This window comes from Dysgonomonas massiliensis (genome assembly GCF_900240225.1).
Lineage (GTDB): Bacteria > Bacteroidota > Bacteroidia > Bacteroidales > Dysgonomonadaceae > Dysgonomonas > Dysgonomonas massiliensis.
Map to the genome: position 1 here is coordinate 281,485 of NZ_OEPV01000003.1, position 24,219 is coordinate 305,703.

Here is a 24,219-nt window from a genome sequence, read left to right on the forward strand (position 1 = left end):
AGCCTATCAATGAAGTTTTACTTTTCCTTGTTTACAATCTTCCAGCAAAGCGTCGATTTTCTCTTCAGTCAGATGTTCGTGATAGTAATCACCTAGCTGAAGCATAGGTCCAAAACCACATGCTCCTAGACATTCTACACCTACTACGCTGAACATTCCGTCAGCAGTCACTTCACCTTCTTTCACTCCAAGTTTATTACATGTATATTCCATCAGGTCTTCGCCACGACGGATAGCGCAACATGTTGTACGGCAAAACTCGAGCATGTATTTACCCTTCGGCTTTTGATTGAACATTGTATAGAATGTTACAACCTCATACACCTCAATCGGAGTCACTTCTAATATTTCTGCAGCTTTATCCATCAATGCAACACTCAACCAATTGTCGTGAGCATCTTGCAAAGCATGCAATACGGGAAGCATTGCCGATTTTTTCTTATCTGCCGGATAGCGGCTCATCAATTCATCGATACGAGCTTGAAGTTCCGGCGTTATATTTATTTCTTGTCTATATTCTCTCTTTTGTTCCATAATCACTTATGCGTCTAGTTCTCCTGCAATTACGTTTATGCTCGAAAGGGTTGTTACAGCATCCGAGATTGATCCACCACGTATCATCTCAGGAAAAGCCTGATAATAGATAAAACATGGACGACGGAAGTGAACACGATATGGAGCTCTTGATCCATCGGTAATCATGTAAACACCCAACTCACCGTTTGCAGCTTCTACCGAATGGTAAACTTCTCCCACCGGAACCGGATATTCACCCATCACAATTTTGAAGTGATTGATCAATGCTTCCATCTCGGTATATACTTCATCTTTTGGAGGTAGATAATAATCAGGCACATCTGCATGATATACTTCATCCTCTATATTCTTAATCTTAGCTATTGCTTGATGTATAATTTTCAAGCTCTCTTTTACCTCACCAGCACGTACACACCAACGATCGTAAGTATCTCCGGATTCTCCTACCGGAATATCAAAGTCAAACTCTTCGTACGAGCTATATGGGTTCATCTTACGAACATCATAGTCAATACCTGTTGCACGTAGATTCGGTCCTGTAAATCCGTACTCCATCGCTTTTTGAGGCGAGATTACTCCGACATTGATTGTGCGATCCATAAAGATACGGTTACGTACAAACAAAGCTTCAAGTTCGTCCCATGCGTGAGGTAATTCATTTAATAATCTATCGATTTTATCCCAGCAAGCTTCGCTCCAGTTACGTTCGAATCCTCCGATACGTCCCATATTAGTCGTTAAGCGTGCTCCGCAAATCTCTTCAAATATCTCATAAATAAGCTCACGGTAAGTCATTACGTAGAGGAATCCCGAATATGCACCTAAGTCCACACCCAAGATACCATTACAGATAATATGGTCTGCTATACGAGCCAATTCCATTACGATCACACGCATATATTGCGCACGTTTTGGAACTTCTATATTAAGAGCCTTTTCTACTGTCATCCACCAGCACATATTGTTGATTGGTGCCGAGCAGTAGTTCAAGCGGTCTGTTAACGTAGTAATTTGATAAAATGTACGATGTTCTGCTATTTTTTCGAATGCACGGTGTATGTAACCGATTGTTGTATCTGCATCCAAAATAATATCTCCTTCAAGTAACAAGATATTCTGAAACACACCGTGTGTTGACGGGTGCGTAGGTCCAAAGTTTATGACCGACAACTCACGACCATCAGCAAAATTCTGATTCTGAATGATCTTCTCGAACTTGTGTCCCGTTGACTGAAACATATCTGACATAGGTTGTCTCTTTTATATTATTTTACTTGTTCTGCATTATGTGGCGTACGACCGAAGAAGCGGTCATCCTTGTCCGAACGTCCCGAATCTTCCAAAGCATATTCTTTACGCAATGGGAATGAAGTCATTGTATCGACATTCAATATACGTCTCAAATCAGGGTGTCCTTCGAAGTGAATTCCGAAGAAGTCATATGTTTCACGCTCCATCCAGTTTGCGGCATGAAATACAGTTGTCATTGTATCAACCTTCGGATCATTACCCGACAAATAAGTTTTGATTCTTACTCGAACATTGTCAATCCAATTGTGCATCAAATAAGCAACAGCAAACTGAGCTGCTTCTTCATTTTCTGGATAATGAATGCCACATAGATCTGTCAGAAAATTAAAGCGCAAAATCTCATCTTCTTTCATAAAACGTACAATCTCAACAACTGAAGCTTTATCTGCATCAAAAGTCAAGATATCATATTCCATACGAAAGTTCGACACATTATCTCCGAACTGTGCTTCTAGTTTATTTTGTATATCAATTATTTCCAGAGCCATCTTATTCGAATTTATACGATTTCAACAATTCTTCATATCTTTCAGAACCGCGTCTGTGAATTGATTCATGCTTTACGATTTCTTGTAATTGCATCAACCCATCAATAATTTGCTCTGGGCGAGGCGGACAGCCCGGCACATATACATCCACGGGGATTACCTTATCGATTCCTTGCAGCACAGAATAGGTATCAAAAATTCCTCCCGACGATGCACAAGCTCCGACAGCCATTACCCATTTCGGTTCAGCCATCTGCTCATACACACGACGAAGTACAGGCACCATTTTCTTAGAGATTGTACCCATAACCATCAACATATCAGCCTGACGCGGAGAGAAGCTATTACGCTCGGCTCCGAAGCGACCCATATCATAAGTAGATGCCATAGTTGCCATAAACTCGATACCACAGCACGAGGTAGCAAATGGCAAAGGCCACATCGAGTTGGAACGAGCCAACCCTATTGCATAGTCAAATTTAGTAGCAAAAAAGCCTGTTCCGACATAACCTTCGGGACACGGCACAACGTTAACATTTGACGAATTCGACTTACTCATTATATAATTTTGATTATCTTATTCTTATTTTTCCCATTTCAAAGCCTTACGCTTTACCACATAAAAGAATCCTGCAGCAAGAAGCAAGACAAAGACTCCCATCTTTATCAAACCAGGCCAACCCATAGCTTCAAAATTGATAGCCCATGGATACATGAAAATTATCTCGATATCGAACAATACGAAAAGTATAGCTATTACGAAATAGCGTATTGAAAATGGAGTTCGAGCATTACCTATCGAATCCAATCCACATTCGAAATTAGCACCCTTACGTTTCGTTTTAACTTTCGGGCCCAGCAGTTGTGAAATAAAAATCACACCAAACACAAAAACGACGCAAAAAACGATCTGCATCAAAATTGGGATAAAATCCACTTGCGAAGTTAATTCCATTACACTTTATCTTTAAAAGATTTTCTAGTTCATTTTGCACCACAAAGATAATGCCTTTCCTCCTCAGAAAAGCAATTTTAATTAACATATCTTCGCCCATTGGGGTCTAAAAAAGGGCTTTTAACATGTTCCTAAAAACATTTTGCTAACTGTACTTTACAAATATATTATTATAAAAAATATCTATACCTCATAAACGAGAAATCGAATTTATCTACATTCTTCAGCAATACCGTTCTGATGATCTACCAACATAATCACCGTTGATTTCTTTTTGGTTCCGAAAGAAAATCCGACACCTCCTCCAAATCCTCTTCCCATTCCTACTCCAACAGATACACCAGGAGGGACTACAGTTTCGGTTTTGGTTGTTCTAAACTTTAAATCATTACCATCAAAATATGCCTGCCGGAACTTACGATCATAAGCTATATAAGCCTTGCCATCAGCTACAACTGCGTATATTTCTCCGATAGGTATTTTTCGCCATTTACCTTCAGCAGACAAAACTTTCACATCCTTCAATTCGTTCTTTTTTATATTCAAGCGCAGATCAACTGTTTCGGGATTTTGCTGAGCAAACTGATAGAAGTCATAGTAAATACCATCAACAAAAGACTTGTTCAAATATAGTGGAATATCTTCTTTTTCAAAGTCATCTATTGCTTGTAGTTCCGATAAACTAAAAGGCACTTCCGAATTTTGGACAGCGTCTAAATTATCAGCTATATAACTAGTCAAACATTCAACACCTCTACTCAATATATTATCAGGACTTGATTCTATTACAGTATCTAGCTTATTGATAAAGTAGTAATCATTGTCTTCTTTCTGATACAAATTGACTCGCAGTACACATACTCCTAAATCTCCATCATTGCTTTTCGTTTCAAAAAAACTTAGTTTCCGCAGCTGAATCAGCATAATTTTGTCTTCTTGAGTATTATTTATCATCTGAGGGAATACAGCTTCTAATTGAACAGCAAGAGGCACATCATCTATAACTTTTCGCCCATTCAAGAAACCAAAGTCCTTTTGATTTGATCTGCTATCCAGATAAGCGATCTTGCTAAACCTACTGTCTTTAGGCACTCCATCATATCTCAATATAACATATTCAGTTTGGGCGATCATCTGCAACACTGACATCACTGCTATAAGAACTATCAATAATCTTTTCATAACAATACTCTTGGGATTATAGATACTATATACAAAAGGACTCCAATGTTATTATTGGAGTCCTTTCTTAACACATATATGTAGTTTATTCTTCCTCCGTCAAACTATCGCTGTATTCTTTCAACAAACGTTCTTGAACATCGGATGGTACTAATTCATAAGCTGAGAACTGCATTACGAATGAAGCACGTCCTCCGGTAAGAGAGCTCAATGTTATTGAATAGTTCGAAAGTTCTTTCAACGGAACTTTAGCTTTCAAAACATCAATATCTTTATCACTTTCCATTCCTAAGATCAGACCTCTACGATTCTGAAGATCACTCATAACATCCCCCATCTTATCGGTAGGAACGAAAACTGTAACATCATAAACCGGCTCAAGAATCTTAGGTCCAGCATTCTTAAATGCTTCACTGAAAGCATTACGTCCCGCCAGCATAAACGATATTTCATTTGAATCTACCGGGTGCATCTTGCCGTCATATACTATAACACGTACATCACGAGCATAAGACCCTGTTAATGGGCCACGTTCCAGACGCTCCATAATACCTTTTACAATAGCTGGCATAAACCGGTTGTCGATCGCACCACCTACTACGCTATTTACAAACACAAGCTTTCCACCCCACTCCAAGTCATAAGTCTGAACATCGCGAGCCTGAATCTTAAATTCCTGACCATTGAAACGATAAGTTGAAGGCATATCCATTCCTTCGATATACGGCTCTACAATCATATGCACTTCACCAAATTGTCCAGCACCTCCCGATTGTTTTCTATGTCTGTAATCCGAACGCGCAGCCTTGGTTATAGTTTCACGATACGGAATACGCGGTTCAGAATATACAATCTGAATTTTATCATTATTCTCGATACGCCATTTCAATGTCTTCAAGTGGAATTCTCCCTGACCTGAAACTATTGTTTGACGTAACTCTTTCGATTGTTCGATGATCCAAGTTGGATCTTCTTCACGCATACGAACCAATGCTTCGTTCAGCTTCTCTGAATCTTTTTCGTTTTCAGCCTTAATAGCTCGACGGAATTTCGGTTGTGGATATTGTATAAAGTTAAATTTATTATCAGCACCTTTACCGTTTAGGGTATTTCCCGTACGGACATCCTTAAGTTTAACAGAAGCACCGATATCTCCAGCACAAAATTCTTCAACTTTCGTACGCTGTTGACCTGCTACAACAAACAATTGCCCTATACGTTCTTTCGATCCACGATCGGCATTCAACAAATCATCACCTTCTTTAACTTTTCCGCTCATCACCTTGAAGTATGAAACTTCACCAACGTGAGGTTCAACAGTTGTTTTGAAGAAGAACAAGCTAGTAGGATCTTCTACATTAGGTTTAATCTCTACACCTTCGGTATTATGCGGAGCCGGCAAGTCGCGCACGTAAGGCACCACATTACCCAAGAACTCCATTGTACGACGCACACACATATCCTTGCCTGCACTCACACAGAATATAGGGAACAGGTCACGGTTTACTAATCCCCAGCGGATACCCATACGCATATCTTCTTCGTCAAGAGTTCCTTGCTCGAAGAATTTCTCCATCAATGATTCCTCGTTTTCGGCTGCAGCTTCCACCAACTTCTGGTTTAGCTCGGCTGCTCTTTCTTTTTCGCTATCTGGTATTTCCAGAACTTCGGGTTTTCCTCCTTCAGGTCCCCAGCGATACATTTTATTCTTCAACACGTCAACCACAGCATTAAATTCTTCACCTATATTCACAGGATACTGAACTAATACTGCTTTGCTCCCGTATTTAGACTGAAGCTGTGCCACCACATTATCAAAATTAGCTTTCGGATGATCGAGTTGATTTACTATAAAAATTACAGGTTTCTCAAACTTCTGTACGTAGCGCAATTGATTGATAGTTCCTACTTCGATTCCGTATTGTGCATTCAATACCATCAATGCAGTATCCGTCACATTTATTGCCGAAACAACACTACCTACAAAGTCATCAGATCCCGGACAGTCAATAAAGTTCAATTTACGATTCATCCATTCTACCGAGAAGATACTAGAAAATACAGAATATCCGTATTCTTTCTCTACAGGGAAATAGTCGGTTACTGTATTCCCATCTTCTACACGACCTCGGCGTTTTATAACTCCACTCTCGAAAAGCATTGCTTCTGCAAGAGTGGTTTTCCCGGATCCAGAACTACCAAGAATTGCGATATTCTTGATTTCGTGATTTTGATATGTTTTCATGGCACAGTATAAATTTTAAGTTATACATAAAGTTAAACTCCTTCGAGGAGGAGTGTGTTTCCCAAATATAATAAATTTAGCGAATCTTTCTATCTGATCAACAATTAATTTTAGTCAAAAACTGCTCCTTTTTACAAGCTCTATAAATCCTCTCTAAGGCTAGCTATGTTTTCATCGAAAAAAGCATCCGTATTCATATTAAAGTTATACCTTTGCATTCCGAAATTCGACATTGACTATAAAGGATATAAATTACAAGACCAATGGACTGGCTAATCGAGCTGTTGACTAAGCCCTCAAGTATTCAAACGATCATATTGATATCTATCGTTTCAGCAATAGGACTTCAACTCGGAAAAATCAAAATATTTAGTATATCGTTAGGAATAACCTTCGTTTTCTTCGTAGGGATATTACTCGGAAATTTCCATCTGGATATCAATAACGATATGCTAGAATACGCCCAAAACTTCGGACTAATCATATTTGTATATGCACTCGGTCTGCAAGTCGGCCCCAGCTTCTTTTCATCCCTCATAAAAGGAGGATTGAAACTCAACATGCTATCGATGGGCTTGGTTGCAATAAGCCTTGCAATGACTGTGGCCTTCGGCTATATATTCGATATCTCGATAACCGACATGGTCGGTATATTCTCTGGGGCTACGACTAATACTCCAGTGTTGGGTGCTGCACAACAAGCATTGGTTCAAGGCTTCAATCCGGACAGTAGCGTCTTAGGGTCGATGGCTTCGGCAACTGCTGCAACATACCCTATAGGGGTTGTAGGTGTAATTCTTGTCATTGCAATCATGCGTATCTATTGGAGTCCGAAAGATGCCAATGGCAAAGTGCAACCACGCAAGAACTCTGAAACCTATGTTGCCGAATTCCAGATACTAAACCCGGCCATAGATGGCAAGCAACTGAAAGAGGTCATGAAAGTATCTCCTCGCCGATTCGTTATATCGCGTATCTGGAGAGAAGACAAGGTATCGATACCTATGTCGGATTCGATTCTACACCTCAACGACCACATACTTGTTATCACTACGAAAGAAGACCTTGACCATCTGAAAATCCTATTTGGTGAACAAGAGAACGTAGACTGGAACAAAGAAGATATAGACTGGAACCACATTGACAACAGCCAGTTGGTTTCGCGCCAAATCATTGTCAGCAAGAGTAAGATTAACGGAGTTAAGCTTGGAAGCTTAAGACTCCGCAACACATACGGCATCAATATCACGCGCATCAATCGTGCAGGATTCGAGCTATTTCCATCGCCAAACTTAACCCTCCAAATAGGGGATAAACTGACAGTAGTAGGTGAAGCTGCTTCAATCAACAATGTTGCCCGCATTCTGGGTGATGAGCTGAAACGTCTGCAAAAGCCGAATCTCATAGTCATCTTTATGGGTATAGCCTTAGGACTTATCCTAGGATCAATTCCGATACCGATACCGGGCATCAGCGTTCCTATCAAACTGGGTATAACCGGTGGTCCTATTATAATGGGTATCCTCATGGGAGCATACGGACCTCGTTTCCACGTCATGACGTACGCCACGCAAAGTGCCAACCAGTTTATGCGCCAATTCGGTATTGTCATGTATCTGGCCTGCCTCGGTATCATGTCGGGCGGACATTTCGTAGAGACTGTAGTAAGTCCGTCGGGATTACTTTGGATAGGTCTGGGAGCTGCATTGACAATTGTACCAGTAGCAATCATAGGTATATTTGCAGTTAAGATGTTCAGTATTAGCTACGAGAAAAGCATCGGTATGTTGTGCGGAAGTATGGCCAATCCAATAGCTTTGGATTATGCAGTATCGACTGTCGAAGGCGATGGACCTGCGGCAGCCTACGCAACAGTTTATCCGGTATCTATGTTTGCACGTATTATCTTTACGCAGATGCTACTACTGATGCTCTACTAATCGAAAAAAGTGACAATCTTATACATTATTATACTCTTTCCGTAATTTCGAAGAAGTTGGCATACTATCTCTTCCACTCTCTATCTTTTTCAGGAAGTTGGCAAGGATAAAAGCCTCCTTACTGGTTGTCGGGTTAACATGACCTTTTTTTACACGATGATCGCCATCGGGCAACGCACTAATCTTCGATTCAGATCTGCGACGCTCTACTAAGGCTGAAAGAGCTGTTAAGCTAGCTTCTTTCCTTTTTTGCTTAACAACCTTCTTCTTCAAAACCATTTCATTTTCATCATACGAAGCAGGTTCATACGTATAAGTAGTTTCTTCGACAGTATAACCTTCTATCCGTTCGCGTAGAGAACGACGTGCTAAGGCTATCAGTTCCTCATAAGCTCTTTCGCGGGCATCATCTATCGCTCTACTGAAATCGGGCTTTGCTGTCTTCCATTCATAAAAAGTCTTACGTGTAATTCCTACCGATCTGCAAATATCAGTCACAGACATATCATTCTCAATTAATTCGACGATTACCTCTACAAGTCTCTTACTATATTTTGCCATAATGTTTTCTTGTATAGATAAAGTTCTTTAATTCCAATTAATGATAAGACTTTATCTATATTAACTTTCAGCCTATTGTTTTCATCCGAAGAAAGGTATATATTCGTTGACTTTTAACACGAATTCATCAAAAAACTCATAATAAACAGAATATGTTTAGATTAACATTATTATTCTCAATATTATCACTCATTTTCGTATCGTGCTCGGATTCCAATTCTATACATTTAGATAAAAATGAACCTTCTATCCCTAAACGCATTAAAGTTGGTGCATACTACTTTGGAGGATGGGCTGGCATCAATGCTTTATCTGAGCATCCCGACGAACAAATATGGGCTAAAGATGCGCCTAATGCTCTTACAAGAAAGATGTATTACGACTTCAGCGATCGAGAACCGAAATGGGGCTGGAGAGACGACTCTATCAAGATTATGGAACAACAAATTGATCTAGCTGCAGACAATGGGATCGATTTCTTCATGTTTTGCTGGTATTGGTGTGATGACAAGAAAAGCATTAATCCGAAAAAAATTGACTCCCACTCTCTTCATAGTTGTATAGACTTATATATGAAAGCTTCCAATCGAAAACGTATTAAGTTTGGTATATTAATAGCAAATCATCAAGGGGCTGAAATCATTGGCAGTGAAAATTGGTCAGAAACAGTTCGCTATCTAAGTAAATATTTCAAAGACGAGCAGTACATAAAGATTGACTACAGGCCGTATGTAGCCATATTCAATGCAAATGGTCTTGACCAGGAGGGACGCGATGCCATGCAACAGACTGCTATAAGTATGGGGATCGACAGTTTAAGTATTGTAGCATGCGGAAGCACTCCTAATTCAAAAAAATACGAATACAGAACACACTACAACGCTATACCAGTAGGAGATAATAACGGCCAACCCGAAAGAGACTACGACGAACTAGTCCAAATAACAGAGCAAGAATGGGTTGTTACTAATCAGCCGTACATTCCAAGCGTATCAGTAGGATGGGATCCAAGACCATGGCAAGAAAACTCTGACGACGGACTTGCCGACAATACTGGATACTATTATGTAAACAATACTCCTCAAAAGTTCAAGCAAAGCCTACTTAGAGCAGCTGAATGGGTCGAGGCAAATCCACAAGCGACAGTAAAAGAAAAAATGGTCATGATATATGCGTGGAATGAATTGGGTGAAGGAGGTTTTTTAGTACCCAACGAGAATAATAAAAACGGACAACACCTGAAAATGATCAAAGAAGTAGTATTCTCTGAAAGCAACTATTCCAACAATCAAGCTACGACAAAGTAATTTATAATAGTTAGCTTTATAAACCCTTATAAATACTATTAATCAATTTGCCCCAATTATTAAATTTAATAATTGGGGCAAATTATATCTCTTATACTATAATTATATAAATCAAGGTATATTTATCTCTACACCACGATAGAAGTCCAATATTTTAGCACGGAATAAGAAATCGTATTTCGCTTGCAATTGTTCCGATTTGTTTGATAGCATTTTTGTCTGAGCTTCCGACAATTCGAAAACAGTCATCTTCCCTACTTTATAACGCTCTTCTGCATATTTATAGGATTCAGCTGCCGCCTCATAAGCTTTTTCAGTCGAGATAAATTTGGCCTGAGCTGCTGTTGCGCTCTGATGAGCTTGCTGTATTTCTTTATATAGAACAAGTTTCACATTATCCAATGCCAGTTGCTGATTCATGATATCCAATTTTGCAGCTCGCACTCTATTACGCGTTTGAAAACGATTGAAAATCGGAATATTTAATGTCACACCAATATATTCCCTAGAATTATCTCTTAATTGATTAGAGAAACTAGGATTCTTTGCATTATAGGCTCTCTGAGAGGAAGTACTGTAAGAAGCACTCAGATCCAATGTAGGATAATAGTCTGAACGGGCAACATTTAATGCTTTTTTCCTACTTTCGACATTCAATTCAGCTTCTCGTACATGTGGCTTAATCATCAATGCAGTACCATAAATCTGAGCAGGAGGTAAAATACTTCCCATATTTTCAGCCAAAACATCATTTTCAACAGAAGATGGAGATACTATATCAAAATTCTCTGATTCTGTAAGATTCAGTACCTGAGCCAAATCTAATCGCGACAAATCTAATGCATTCTTAGCACTTGTAATATTTAACTCATCTTTCGCCAGTTGAGCTTTGATATCATACAATTGAGATAATGCAGCTTTACCTGCTTCAACCAATTGTTCCGTTCTTTCAACTTGCTTTAGCGTCAATTGTGCTTGTTCCTCATATACCTTAAGTACCTCCTGTTTGAACAACACTTCCAAAAAGTAAGAAGTTATCTGTAACTCTAAATTTTCTTTCGCCTTTTTTAGACCCTCCATAGTAGCTTGAAGTTCCAATTCATTTTGTTTAATCTGATTCGTTATTTTGAATCCCGTAAACAAGGGCATAGAAGATGAAACTCGCATATCCAAACCCGAAGCATTTGTTGTTATATTCGCATTGGTCTGCGTATTAGTATACTGTCCGAAACTAAAGCCATAACCTGCACTAGCATTCAAATTAGGAAGAATCGCATTCTTACTGGTACTCAGATTAATCTCCGAATTTTTAACCTGCAATTCTTGTTGTTTGATCTGAATATTATTTTCTATTGCATAGTCGATACACTGACGCAAAGTCCATTTTTCTTGCGCATTGATGCATAAGAACGAAAACATAAGACCTATTGTAAAAAGTGTTTTTTTCATCATCATTGTCTTTTATTTGCGATTATTGCTGCGGCCCAGCGGCAGGTCCTTTTTTCTTATTTTCCAGCACAACATTACCTCTTACTCTTTCGCCTTCTTTCAATCCCGATTTCACTTCGACATTGATTCCGTCCGAAAGACCAACTTTAATGTACTTTTTGTCAAATTCCTGATCTTTACCCTCTTCTTTTGTCAAAACATACACAAAAGCCGAGTCATTGCTGAATGATATGGTACTTTCGGGTATCGACAATACATTTTCGACTTTCTCCAGCACAATCTCCGCATTCGCGCTATATCCGGCACGAACCAGAATAGTATCGGGAATTCTTGCCGCTGCTTTTATCTCGAACAGAATAGCGCCGTTTGTTTCAACACCTTTTGGTGCAATATATTCGAGCATAGCATCGAACTTCTGATTTTCTATTGCTCCAATCGATAACTTAATCGGCATATTATTGCGTATACGACCTACTTCTGTTTCATCGATATTACCGATAAAGATCATATCATTCATATCGGCAACCGTAGCGATCGTTGTTCCATCGTTGAAAGTATTAGCCTGAATAACCGAGTTACCTACTTTGATCGGAACATCAAGCACCATTCCTGTAATAGTAGAACGAATCTGTGTATTACTGTATTTAGCGGTACTTTTAGAAACTCCGGTTTTCACTATCTCCAAATTATCTTTTGCGCTATCCAAATCCTCTAATGCTTTTTTATATTCAGCCTCCGATTTTTCCATTTCATCGCGAGCAATAACTCCATTAGCAAATAATTGTTTCTGACGATCAAATTCAGAAGTGATTTGCTTCAACGAAATTTGTGCTGTGCGCACACGCGATTCGGCCGAACTTAGCGATGACATTTCAGGTACAACTTTCACAGTTGCCAAGATATCACCTTCGTTTACATAATCACCGGCTTCTTTCAATACTTCCGAGACGATCCCTGAAATCTGCGGTTTAATCAAAATTTCGTCGCGCGGCGATACTTTTCCTGTAGCTACGGATGTTGTTTCGATATTTCCTTTACCAACGGTCACTATTTCGTAAGTCACCTTCTTAGGCTGAGATTTAATGGCAATCCACACAAAAGTTCCGACAACAATTACCCCTAGCAGAACCAGCATGATGATTTTAAATACCTTTTTCATATACTATAATTATGTGTTTTTATTTATTTCGTTTCTTTATTATTCGTCTCTGATAGCATCAATCGGTTTTATACTCAAGGCCCTAAAAGCCGGCATAACCCCAGCTATGACACCGGATATCAAAAGTATAGTTGTGGCAGAAATAGCAACATTGAGCGGTATTAATACCGATTCGAAAATATCCGTCGTAACTTTTCCTCCGGTCATTTCTTCTAAAATCCCAGTATTGATCAGATAATCTCCTACCGAGAGTAAAGACACTCCTACTACCAGCCCTACGAATCCGAATATTGCTGTGAGCACAAAACTTTCGGTCAGAATCTGTCCCATAATCTCCGAGGGTTTTGCCCCGATTGCTCGTCGTACCCCTATTTCGCGAGTCCGCTCCCTTACGGTTACGAGCATAATATTACTAATACCAATTATACCCGAAAGCAAAGCTCCGATGCCGACAACCCATATCAAGAATGTAACTCCTTTAAACAGCATCTCGAACATATTGAAAATTTCTTCAGTACTAAAACTACCGATTGCTTTCTCGTCAGTTGGCGATATATCGTGTGCAGCTTTCAAAATTGTTTTCACTTCATCTTCCGCCATTTTTGCCGGAAAACCGGGCTTTACCGTACACGATATAAAATGGACTACATCACCCTGATTAAAAGCCTTTTGCATAGTAGAAAACGGAATAAAAACCGTCTCTTTCGGATTCGATCCGATATTCACATTTTCTGATTCAGGAGTAATCACTCCTACAATCTGAAAATAAATACCATTTACACGAATATACGTTCCTAAAGGATTTTCTCCTTTATCGAAAAGCGTTTCATATACTTCTACTCCGATGACGCACGTCTTACGGTTATTTGCAATATCCATATCGTTGGTTACACGTCCAAAGAGCATTTTTTGCTTCTGTATAATAAAATTGGCAGGATAAACACCCACAACACTGTATGAGCCAGATTTCTGTCCACGAACTGTATTTTTATCGGCACTGGCACCAAAAAGCATCGGCGATAGATATTCTACAGTCTTGGCTTTCTGACTTAGCAACTCCAAGTCGCGGTTATTCATATTCCATTGTCTTCCTTTACGATAGCCTTTGTATGCTTCGCTGGTACTACTTCCAAAGAAAAAACAGGCATTTGATGCTACTCCGGCAAAATTTTTCTGAACTCCTTTTTCGAAGCCTCCGCCAATTCCAACCAAAATAACAAGCATGAAGATTCCCCAGAACACACCGAAACCCGTCAGAATGCTCCGTAGCTTATTACGGGTAAGTGTTACCCATATTTCTTGCCAATTATCTCTATCAAATAATCTTATCATCTTCTTTATCTTATTCTTCTCTCATGGCTTCAATCGGACGGATGCGTGTAGCGCGCAACGCTGGGATCAAACCTGCGATAACACCTGAAACAACCAATACACCTGTAGCTAATAACATCGTACCCATATCTACCGTAGGATTCAGAAACATCGCATGATCGGGATTCTCACCTTGAATCATTATTAAAATGTAATTAACTAACTCGGAGAGCCCGATTCCTAGAACTAGTCCTGCATAGCCCGAAGCAGCTGTTATGAATAACGCTTCGAATATGATCAGTTTTAGCATCGATATAGGTGTTGCACCTAGAGCCTTACGGATACCTATTTCACGTGTTCGTTCTTTTACCGTTATCAACATAATATTACCTACACCAACAATTCCAGCCATAAGCGAACAAATACCAACAACAGCTATAAATAGTGTAATAACATTTAATATACTTTCAGTCTGCTGAACCATCTCGGCTGTATTGCGAACATATAGTGCCGATCGGTCTTTGGGATCGAACGAGTGCATTTTGCCCATTCGCTCTCTGAACTTCTCTATAAATGCTTCGTTTTCTTCGAGAGTATTCAAGCCTTTCATCGTAAATTCGATCTGACGATACCCCCATCCCTGATCGTAAAGCATTTGCGCAGTCGTAAACGGTACGTATGCAGGAGGACTATTATCAAATTGTTTCGATTTATCGTAAACACCAATTACTTTAAAGGCCAGAGCTTGATCAATAAGTACATATTTGCCAATCGGATCGGCATCTTTGAATAGAATAGTTTTCATCTCAGGACTAATAACAATCACCTTACGACGATCTTTAATATCCATTCCATTCAAAAAACGACCATTTCCGCTCAAGACTTTCAAGTTATTGATATGTGTAACATCTTCCGATACACCATTAATTCGCCAAGAGCCATATTCTTCGCCGTAAGAAATAGTTACACTACGACTAACACGTGGTGAAATATATTCTACTCCTGGTATTTTAGTACGAATAAAATCATAATCGCGCTGATCGAAAGTTATCTGTCTGTCAGATGGCATCCCCTTGTAAGGTTTAGAAGTCCAACCCGGCCAAATACTTATGGTATTGGTTGCACGTCCTTCGAAGTTAGATTTTACACCATTCTTCAATCCATTTCCAGCAGCCAACAGCACGACAAGCATGAATATACCCCAAGCCACAGCAAATCCGGTCAGAGCTGTTCTCATCTTGTTTTTGCTGATGGTAGAAAATATTTCTCTTATCGAATCAAAGTCAAACATAATGGTCTACAGATCAAAATCAATTACCGGATTTTCATTTACTTTTATTTCGCCAATCAAACCATCTTTGATATGAATGACACGGTCGGTAGCGTTAGCAACTTCGAGAGCATGCGTAACAATTATCATTGTTATACCCTCGTCTTTATTAATCTGACGAAGTAAAGTCATTACATCAAACGAAGTTTTACTATCCAAAGCACCTGTCGGTTCGTCCGCCAAAATAATCTGCGGTTGTGCAATTAGAGCACGAGCGATAGCCACACGTTGTTTTTGTCCTCCCGATAGTTCGTTAGGCATATGGTGTGCATGCGTAGCCAATCCCATTTTATCGAGATATTCCATAGCCATAGCATTACGTTTTTTACGGCTAACTCCCTGATAATAGAGAGGAAGAGCTACATTTTCCAATGCATTCTTAAATGAAATGAGGTTAAATGACTGGAAAATAAATCCGATCTTCCGATTTCGCAAAGCAGCGGCTTTTGTTTCGCTCAGATTGCGAACTAAAATTTCGTCGAGATAATATTCTCCCGTATCGTAAGTATCTAGTATACCCAAAATATTCAGTAATGTCGATTTGCCTGAGCCCGAAGCTCCCATAATCGAGACAAATTCTCCTCCTGCAATTTCCAGATTAATACCTTTCAGCACATGTAGTGGAGCACCGGAATAGTAGGTTTTATTAAGGTTGTTTATTCTTATCACAGTAATTCAGTTTTATCAATGTAATATAAACACTTATCAAAGATAATGTCTATACAATCATTTGACGCAATTGAGAGAGAAAAGTTACACGTTTCACAAATTATTTTTGAAAAATGTGTATTTTTTCGGAACAACCTTTCTAGAAGCCCAGTAAACCTTTCGACACGTTCCAACGGAAACGGACTAATCGACTTCCTTTGCAAGTCTGAAAAGACAGTAAATAACGTATATAGAGCAGCAAGGTAGCTCCCCATTTAATAGCTTCGAAAGCCAAGCGTTTAAGGTATGTTCCCGACGATATTCCTCTCGTGCGGATATATTCACTCTTCCCTATTCCGTATGTTAATCGGTCGAAATAAGAGTCGGTCAGTTTAGATTCAGGTATATAATGATAGATACCCATTTCGGGTAAATAGTAAAATACTTCGTTTCCCCGTGTCAAGCGATCGTAAAGATCTTTTTCTTCAGCTCCAATCAGGCTAGTTCCTTTTCTTCCCAACTCGACATTAAAGACACCGTATTTTTCAAATACTTCTTTACGGTATGCCGAGTTTCCTCCTCCGGGATATTTTCCTCTATTGAAAGGTTTCAGTTTATCTCCTTCGTATAAAGCTCCTCCAATCAGCGCATTTGTGTAATGAGACAGCCACTTGGGTTCACCTGTTTCGTAGACGGGTTGGATAGGACCACCACAAGCCGATGCTTGGGGATATTTTTCAAAGAAGTCATCTATTGCCGGCAGATAATTTTCGAATACCGTGGCATCATCATCTACAAAGACAAGTATCTCGCCACGACTTTCGGCTACACCTCTGTTGCGGGCATAAGATAGTCCTTGATTCGTTTCGACGAAATAGTGAAAATCGACTTGGGGAAAGTCTTTCTGAAACTTTTGGCAAAGTTCTTCTGTTGAGTCGGTACTATTGTTGTTTACAAGGACAATCTCGTAACGATCAGCAGCAAAATTCTGTTCAGCAATACTCTTCAGAGCATTGTAAATATATTTCTCTCTGTTGTATGTACAGAATATTACCGAACAGCGTATACTCATAATCTTATTAATTTTCTTTGCGACGACGTACAATCAGAACAATACCTCCAATGACAACAAGTACAAGCACTGCACTGAATATGGTAGCTACTGTTCGAGATGTATTATATGCATGAGGCACGAATTCGAATACGATTTCATGTTCTCCCGCAGGTACTTTCATTGCACGAAGTGTCCAATCGGCACGCACACAATCTGCTGCTTGTCCATCAATCGTTGCTTCCCACCCTTCGGCAAAATAGATTTCAGAGAATACAGCCAACTGATCTGTAACAGCTTTAGATTTGTACACCAGTTTGTTCGGTTTATAGCTTATCAGCTTGATCTCAGCCAAGCTATCTTTTACGATCTTCAATCCTGACAATGTACTTTCGAATCGTTTGTCTACAATTGCCGTTTTAGTCAAATCTGTATCTTTCAATGCCAACATCTCGGCATCGGCATTATCTACAATCTTATAATCTTCTACAAACCATGCGTTACCATTAGCCGATATATTCATTAAAGGGGGTAACTCTGGCTGATAAATAATATATCGAGTGTTTAATGAATTCAGCAGTGGAGTCTGAGCAAACATAGGAGCGACAGCATTCTGTATAGAATCAGCCAATTTCATCGGGTCAAGTTGCTCGCCACTTTGTTGCATTTTCATTACTTGTGTTTGAAGTTGCTGTCCTGCAAAAGCTGTTATCTTTTTCACTTCATCATCCAGATAGAAATCAATCAGCTCCTGATAACGTTTTAGTTTAGCCGCACTGTATCCACCTACCGATTTATGATAGTACGATGTCCTTCCGTCTTGGAAAGGATTACCCAATTGCAAAACACGATACGAAGGATCTTTGTCTTGTAATATAAACTGATCAGCGGTCGATTTTGGATGACGTTGATCTTCCGATTTTATATCTACAAAACGATCCGTTGCCATATAACGACGATCCACTCCCCATAAGTCTACCAATACAAGTATTGCTATAAGTAGAGTTGCACCAGAAATCATTTTAAAATCGGCATTCTTCAATTTCAATGTTGCCCACAATATAGCTGCTGTCAAAAGTACGAAGATCAACGAGCGTAAAGCATCTGCCGATAACATATCAGCACGAGCCTGAGTTACCGCTCTAAAAAAATCGCCTGCTGCAGTCAGTCCCAATTGCTGATCGCGTTGCGATGTAAAGTTGAATACGCTTCCCGGTGCAATCCATAGGATAAGGCAAAGTCCACCAACAATTCCGAATGACCAATAAAGCATTTTTGCACGTTTTTTCTTATCAGTTGCATTATCTAAGAATTCTTTCAATCCCCAGATGGCAACAACAAGCATTGTCAGAGCCGGAACGACCAATATAGAAGATACGGCACGGAATTTATTGTACATTGGCACATGATAGTAGAAGAAATCGTTGAACCATTGTAGATTACTACCCCACGACAACAAAACGAAGAATATCGTTGCTCCAAAGAATACCCATTTCAGAGGGTTGCGTATTGCAAACATTCCCAATACGAATAAGAAGCAGATGATTGCTCCGAAATACACCGGACCGGATGTGAATGGCTGATCGCCCCAATATTCAGTTGTATATGAATAGATTTGATTCGCCGAATTTTCGTCTAGTTGCCTATTTTGAAGCATATTAATCACTGCTTTGTAAGGCTCCGATTCTTGCGAGAATGGCTTACTCACACCTCCATGTACATTTGGCACTAACAACGAGAAAATCTCAGATTTACCATAACTCCATTGGAATACGTAGTCTTTATCCAATCCCGAAGTACGCACTTCGTTTTCCGGGCTTTCTTCTTTATGAATTGTCAATTCTGATTTTCCACGAATACTCTCATCCGACATCAGATAGTTATTATATAATCCCGAGAAGTTAGCTAAAACTCCCAGAAGAACTGCAGCAACCAAGCTTCCGGTAGCAATTCCCAGACTTTTCAGTTCTTTCTTACGAATAAAATCAACAGCTAGAGCAATATACAGGATACCACATAACATAGCTGTATAATATGTCATCTGCAAGTGATTGCTATGTATTTGCAATCCTAACCCCAGAGCCATCAATATTCCACCAAGGAGATATTTACGTCGAAACATAGCCATCATTCCCGATACGATAATAGGCATATAAGCAATAGCCCAAGCCTTGGTCATATGACCAGCATCGAGGATAATAATATTATAAGAAGAAAATCCGTAAGCCAATGCTCCGACCAAAGCAACCGGCATACTCATCCCCATCACAAGGAAAAGGATATACGCCATGATCATACCTGCCAGAACCGGGCCTCCTAAATCGGTAGCTAAAGCACGGAAAGGAGCTTCGACATAAGTCATAAAATTAGGGCTTCCACCCCAGACACCTATCTGATAAGATGGCATTCCCGAGAAAGAAGTACCAGTCCAAGCCGAAGATTCGCCTTCGTTGTAATAATAACTTTTTACTTCGTTGGCTACGTTCTCGTATTGGGCAATATCACCTTGTTCAATTATCTTTCCATCCAAAACTGCCGGACTGAAATACGCAATTGTCACGATTGCCAATACTACAACAGCAATTATATGAGGAAGTATTCTTTGTACGATTGATTTATCTTTCTCTATCATGGTATTTTATTTTTTCTTCTTTATTATATATATCAACGAACTGCAGTGCTTGAGGCTCTGACGGCTACGAAGCGAATAGACTCCTCCTCTTATCAAACCGAGAAATGTTCCGAGAAAAGTTTTTCTATTCTTTTCACTCAACATCGAAATATAAAGCGCATCAAAATACATCGGTTTAATATCTACAAGATCAAATTTATGTTTATTTGCCAATAGCTCGAAATCGTCAGCCGAGAAATGCCATAAATGGCGAGGTACATCATAGGCTGCCCAATCCGATTTGTAGTGATGAGCATCATACGACTCCTTATTAGGTAAAGCAATTATCCCTACTCCATTATCTTTCATAGCAGCATGTAATATATCCAGGACTTTACCCGGATTTTCCAAATGCTCCAACACATGCCACATTGTTATCACGTCTTTACTCTTCGGAGACAGATGATTTATATAATCGGCATCTTGCACATCAAGATTAAATTTCGTTTTCACTTGTTTACGAACTTCCGCCGATTGCTCAATGCCGGTAACTACCCACTTATTTTCTTTCATTTCGTTCAGGAAATAACCGGTACCACAGCCAATATCGGCCAGCATGCCATGTTCTACGGCTGCAAATTCTTTTACAATATTCGTCTTCGAGCGCAAAGCTATTTTACGAGCCTGATGATAAAGCATATTTATGATACCTTTCTTCGTATCACTATGCGATACATACTCGGCTGATTCGTAATAATGACCTATTTCTGATTCGGAAGGGAAATCCTGAGTAAATCCGAATCCGCATTTCTTGCATTTACAGATCGTAAAAGATTCTTTGGATACTAAATTATCTACACAATCGAACATTTGTTCGAATTCAGTTCCCTCGCAAACGGGGCAAACTGATATATGAATTTTACTGCTCATTGTCAAATGAATAATGAACGATCTACCTGATCAAAATTGGTTATAACCTGATAATCGCTCCACTCCGAGTAATCATCATCATTCGAATTTACGGCAATTATGCCACCTGCATTTGCCCGTTTTGCAGCCAACAATCCCATATTTGCATCTTCAAATACAAGTACATCTTCTGGTTTCTTATAGATCGAAGCAATGGCTATTTGATATATTTCGGGATCGGGTTTACCTTTAATCAAGCCGTTATTATATATGATTTTATCGTATTCGAACCAGCGAGTCAATGGAAGGTATTTGAAATAGAAATCTACATTTCCTTTATCAGATGCTGTTGCTATCGTGATAGGAACTGAACGATCTTTGAGAAAGTCTAACAACGATTCAACTCCGGGAGCCATCTCCATATTTCCTTCGAGACATAACTGGCGATAAAGATTCTCTTTTTCTTCGGCCAAAGTATAAATTTCAGCGTCTGTCAGATTTTCGCCTAATATAGAATGAAAAATATCTTTGTTGTTCTTACCATGAATTTTCTGAAAAAATTCTTCATCAGTCAAGTGAAGATTTCTTTTGTTCAAAAAGATATTCCAAGCCTTATTATGCAACTTGGTATCCCAGAACAACGTTCCGTTAAAGTCAAAAACTACTCCTGAGTATTTCATTTATTTACACACTTTTTCTCAAAATTCGAATCCGTACAAATGTACGAATAAACTTTTATTCTACTTTATTGTTTATTAGATAACAGACATAATTGAAAGACAGAACATCCGATTAGGGATTATTTATATCGTTCATTGAATGATTAAAACAAATCCCTAATCTGTTTAACAAAAAAGAGCCACTTTCGTGACTCTTTTTATTTTATATTTTCGAGGGCTATTATCCTACTTGACTTCCCGGATTCACTTCTTTCGAAGGTGTTATCAAAGACAGACTTCCATCAGCATTTTCTGCAGACAGAATCATACCTTCCGATAGAATACCTTTCAGTTTACGTGGAGCTAAGTTTGCGATAAAACAGACTTGCTTTCCTATCAATTCTTCAGGATTATAGAATGCTGCAATACCCGATATAATTGTACGTTTTTTCATTCCATCATCAATCAAGAACTGCAATAACTTGTCAGTTTTAGGCACTTTCTGACATTCTAGAACTGTACCTACACGTATATCGCATTTCGTAAAATCGTCAAATTCTATATTCTCTTTCTGCGGAGCGACTTTTACTTCTACATTTTCAGCATTACTTTTCTTTGTATCTAGCAATTTCTGAATCTGTTTTTCAATTGTTTCATCTTCAATTTTCTCGAATAGTAATTCCGATTTACCTAATTCATGACCACCTTCCAATAAATCTATTTGTCCCAATTGTTCCCAATCAAGTTGATCGATCTTCAAGAATTCACGCAATTTAGCAGTGCTGTTTGGCATGAATGGTTCGAATGCAATAGAAAGATTAGCTGTTATCTGCAACGACAGATTCAATATTGTAGCAACACGATCCATATCTGTTTTAGCCAATTTCCAAGGTTCGGTATCTGCAAGATATTTATTTCCGATACGTGCCAAGTTCATCGTTTCTTTCAAAGCATCGCGGAATCTGTAGTTTTCAAGATATGACTCGATAGACAATTTTACATTAGCAAAATCAGCAATCGTTTGCTGATCATAATCTGTCAATTCGCCCATTACTGGCACTTTATTGTCGAAATATTTTTGAGTCAGTACCAATGCACGATTCACGAAGTTACCAAAGATAGCAACCAGCTCGTTGTTATTTCTTGCTTGAAATTCTTTCCAAGTGAAATCATTATCTTTTGTTTCCGGTGCATTAGCAGTCAATACATAGCGAAGTACGTCTTGTTTTCCAGGGAATTCTTCAAGATACTCGTGTAACCAAACTGCCCAATTGCGAGATGTTGAAATCTTATCTCCTTCAAGATTTAAGAATTCATTTGCCGGAACATTGTCAGGCAATATATAAGAGCCATCTGCTTTCAACATTGCAGGGAAAACAATACAATGGAATACAATATTATCTTTCCCGATAAAGTGTACCATTTTTGTGTCTTCCGATTTCCACCATGTTTCCCAGCTATCTGGCAATAATTCGATTGTATTTGATATATATCCGATCGGAGCATCAAACCATACATAAAGTACTTTTCCTTGCGCATCAGGTAGCGGAATTGGCACTCCCCAATCAAGGTCACGGCTTACGGCACGTGGATGTAATCCCGAATCTAACCAAGATTTACATTGGCCATATACGTTCGATTTCCATTCTTTGTGATCTTCCAATATCCATTGGCGTAACCAAGCCTCATGCTTGTCTAGCGGCAAATACCAGTGCTTTGTCTCACGCATTACTGGTTTTGATCCAGATATTGTAGAATGAGGATTTTTCAAGTCTGTAGGACTCAATGACGAGCCACAAGCTTCACATTGATCGCCATAGGCATCTGGATTTCCACAACGTGGACATTCGCCCATAATGTAGCGATCGGCCAAGAACATCTGTGCTTCTTCATCATAATATTGCTCATTTGTTTGTTCGACAAACTCACCTTTATCATACAATTTCTTAAAGAAATCAGATGCTGTTTTTTTATGTATATCAGAACTTGTACGGGAATAAATATCGAAGCTAATACCAAAATCTTCGAAAGATTTTTTTATCAGAGTATGATATTTATCAACAATATCTTGTGGAGTTACTCCTTCTTTTTTTGCACGTATAGTAATTGGAACTCCATGTTCGTCCGAACCTCCAATAAAAATTACATCTTGTTTACGCATACGCAAGTAGCGTGCATAAATATCAGCTGGTATATATACTCCGGCCATATGTCCTATATGTACCGGTCCGTTAGCATAAGGTAATGCCGATGTGATCAGTGTCCTCTTATATTTGTTTGTCATATTATGATGTATATTTTAAGCACTTTAGCGATGCAAAGATACTATAAAATAAGAAAATGTTAGCAATAAGCGCATCAATATTCGGACATGTGAGATAGATGTATATCAACGATCTATTATTCGTAAATATATTTATCAGACATCTACCAAAAAAAAGGAGGTCACTAGTATAAACTAATGACCTCCTCAGGTAAAATTGGCGGCTATCTACTCTCCCACCTGTAGGGCAGTACCATCGACGCTATTGGGCTTAACTTCTCTGTTCGGAATGGGAAGAGGTGG

20 protein-coding genes and 1 rRNA gene are annotated in these 24,219 nt (G+C 39.1%); 2 read left to right on the forward strand and 19 right to left on the reverse strand.

What is annotated here, in order from left to right:
- Positions 1 to 6: 6 nt before the first annotated feature.
- From C1A06_RS04730 to fusA2, 7 genes are all read right to left on the reverse strand, one after another.
- Entirely contained in the window at positions 7 to 534 is a 528-nt protein-coding gene (locus C1A06_RS04730; RefSeq protein ID WP_101689086.1) for an NADH-quinone oxidoreductase subunit NuoE family protein, read from the reverse strand.
- A 6-nt stretch (positions 535 to 540) separates the two neighbouring features.
- Positions 541 to 1,785: an NADH-quinone oxidoreductase subunit D gene (locus C1A06_RS04735; protein WP_101689087.1), complete on the reverse strand. Its 1,245-nt coding sequence runs from the start codon at positions 1,783 to 1,785 to the stop codon at positions 541 to 543.
- Between the two features lie 17 nt (positions 1,786 to 1,802).
- Positions 1,803 to 2,336 carry an NADH-quinone oxidoreductase subunit C gene (locus C1A06_RS04740; protein WP_101689088.1) on the reverse strand — a complete coding sequence of 178 codons (534 nt, stop codon included), beginning with the start codon at positions 2,334 to 2,336 and terminating at the stop codon, positions 1,803 to 1,805.
- 1 nt (position 2,337) lies between these two features.
- Positions 2,338 to 2,895 (reverse strand): NADH-quinone oxidoreductase subunit B, encoded by a 558-nt coding sequence (locus tag C1A06_RS04745; protein WP_101689089.1) that lies wholly within the window; start codon positions 2,893 to 2,895, stop codon positions 2,338 to 2,340.
- Between the two features lie 24 nt (positions 2,896 to 2,919).
- A complete protein-coding gene (locus C1A06_RS04750) occupies positions 2,920 to 3,291 on the reverse strand; it encodes an NADH-quinone oxidoreductase subunit A (RefSeq protein WP_101689090.1) in 372 nt (123 codons plus the stop codon).
- A gap of 210 nt (positions 3,292 to 3,501) precedes the next feature.
- Positions 3,502 to 4,473: a hypothetical protein gene (locus C1A06_RS04755; protein WP_101689091.1), complete on the reverse strand. Its 972-nt coding sequence runs from the start codon at positions 4,471 to 4,473 to the stop codon at positions 3,502 to 3,504.
- Positions 4,474 to 4,558: 85 nt separating this feature from the next.
- Positions 4,559 to 6,718: an elongation factor G2 gene (gene fusA2 / locus C1A06_RS04760; protein ID WP_101689092.1), complete on the reverse strand. Its 2,160-nt coding sequence runs from the start codon at positions 6,716 to 6,718 to the stop codon at positions 4,559 to 4,561.
- A 263-nt stretch (positions 6,719 to 6,981) separates the two neighbouring features.
- On the opposite strand from fusA2, the gene C1A06_RS04765 reads away from it, so the two are divergent.
- Positions 6,982 to 8,658 (forward strand): putative transporter, encoded by a 1,677-nt coding sequence (locus C1A06_RS04765; RefSeq protein WP_101689093.1) that lies wholly within the window; start codon positions 6,982 to 6,984, stop codon positions 8,656 to 8,658.
- An 18-nt stretch (positions 8,659 to 8,676) separates the two neighbouring features.
- Here C1A06_RS04765 and C1A06_RS04770 read toward each other — a convergent pair whose 3' ends face one another.
- Positions 8,677 to 9,219, reverse strand: coding sequence for a bacteriophage terminase small subunit (locus C1A06_RS04770; protein WP_101689094.1), 543 nt, complete (start codon positions 9,217 to 9,219; stop codon positions 8,677 to 8,679).
- Between the two features lie 152 nt (positions 9,220 to 9,371).
- Between C1A06_RS04770 and C1A06_RS04775 the strand changes: the two genes are divergently transcribed.
- A complete protein-coding gene (locus C1A06_RS04775; RefSeq protein WP_101689095.1) occupies positions 9,372 to 10,526 on the forward strand; it encodes a glycoside hydrolase family 99-like domain-containing protein in 1,155 nt (384 codons plus the stop codon).
- A gap of 111 nt (positions 10,527 to 10,637) precedes the next feature.
- Here the strand turns inward: C1A06_RS04775 and C1A06_RS04780 are convergent, their stop codons facing one another.
- The 11 genes from C1A06_RS04780 to rrf all read right to left on the reverse strand — a co-directional run.
- Complete coding sequence (locus tag C1A06_RS04780) at positions 10,638 to 11,975, reverse strand: TolC family protein (protein ID WP_101689115.1); 1,338 nt, start codon at positions 11,973 to 11,975, stop codon at positions 10,638 to 10,640.
- A gap of 22 nt (positions 11,976 to 11,997) precedes the next feature.
- A complete protein-coding gene (locus tag C1A06_RS04785; RefSeq protein ID WP_101689096.1) occupies positions 11,998 to 13,134 on the reverse strand; it encodes an efflux RND transporter periplasmic adaptor subunit in 1,137 nt (378 codons plus the stop codon).
- 39 nt (positions 13,135 to 13,173) lie between these two features.
- Positions 13,174 to 14,466 carry an ABC transporter permease gene (locus C1A06_RS04790; protein ID WP_101689097.1) on the reverse strand — a complete coding sequence of 431 codons (1,293 nt, stop codon included), beginning with the start codon at positions 14,464 to 14,466 and terminating at the stop codon, positions 13,174 to 13,176.
- A 10-nt stretch (positions 14,467 to 14,476) separates the two neighbouring features.
- On the reverse strand, positions 14,477 to 15,736 hold the full coding sequence (locus tag C1A06_RS04795) for an ABC transporter permease (protein WP_101689098.1): 1,260 nt from the start codon (positions 15,734 to 15,736) through the stop codon (positions 14,477 to 14,479).
- 6 nt (positions 15,737 to 15,742) lie between these two features.
- Positions 15,743 to 16,444: an ABC transporter ATP-binding protein gene (locus tag C1A06_RS04800; RefSeq protein WP_101689099.1), complete on the reverse strand. Its 702-nt coding sequence runs from the start codon at positions 16,442 to 16,444 to the stop codon at positions 15,743 to 15,745.
- Between the two features lie 139 nt (positions 16,445 to 16,583).
- Positions 16,584 to 17,495, reverse strand: coding sequence for a glycosyltransferase (locus tag C1A06_RS04805; protein ID WP_245872003.1), 912 nt, complete (start codon positions 17,493 to 17,495; stop codon positions 16,584 to 16,586).
- A gap of 7 nt (positions 17,496 to 17,502) precedes the next feature.
- Positions 17,503 to 20,106: a hypothetical protein gene (locus C1A06_RS04810; protein ID WP_101689100.1), complete on the reverse strand. Its 2,604-nt coding sequence runs from the start codon at positions 20,104 to 20,106 to the stop codon at positions 17,503 to 17,505.
- Positions 20,107 to 20,112: 6 nt separating this feature from the next.
- Entirely contained in the window at positions 20,113 to 21,015 is a 903-nt protein-coding gene (locus C1A06_RS04815) for a class I SAM-dependent methyltransferase (protein WP_101689101.1), read from the reverse strand.
- 2 nt (positions 21,016 to 21,017) lie between these two features.
- On the reverse strand, positions 21,018 to 21,674 hold the full coding sequence (locus C1A06_RS04820; protein ID WP_101689102.1) for an HAD family hydrolase: 657 nt from the start codon (positions 21,672 to 21,674) through the stop codon (positions 21,018 to 21,020).
- Positions 21,675 to 21,894: 220 nt separating this feature from the next.
- Positions 21,895 to 23,937 carry a methionine--tRNA ligase gene (gene metG / locus C1A06_RS04825; protein ID WP_101689103.1) on the reverse strand — a complete coding sequence of 681 codons (2,043 nt, stop codon included), beginning with the start codon at positions 23,935 to 23,937 and terminating at the stop codon, positions 21,895 to 21,897.
- Between the two features lie 194 nt (positions 23,938 to 24,131).
- Positions 24,132 to 24,219: ribosomal RNA gene (rrf, locus tag C1A06_RS04830) — 5S ribosomal RNA — on the reverse strand; the annotation flags it as partial.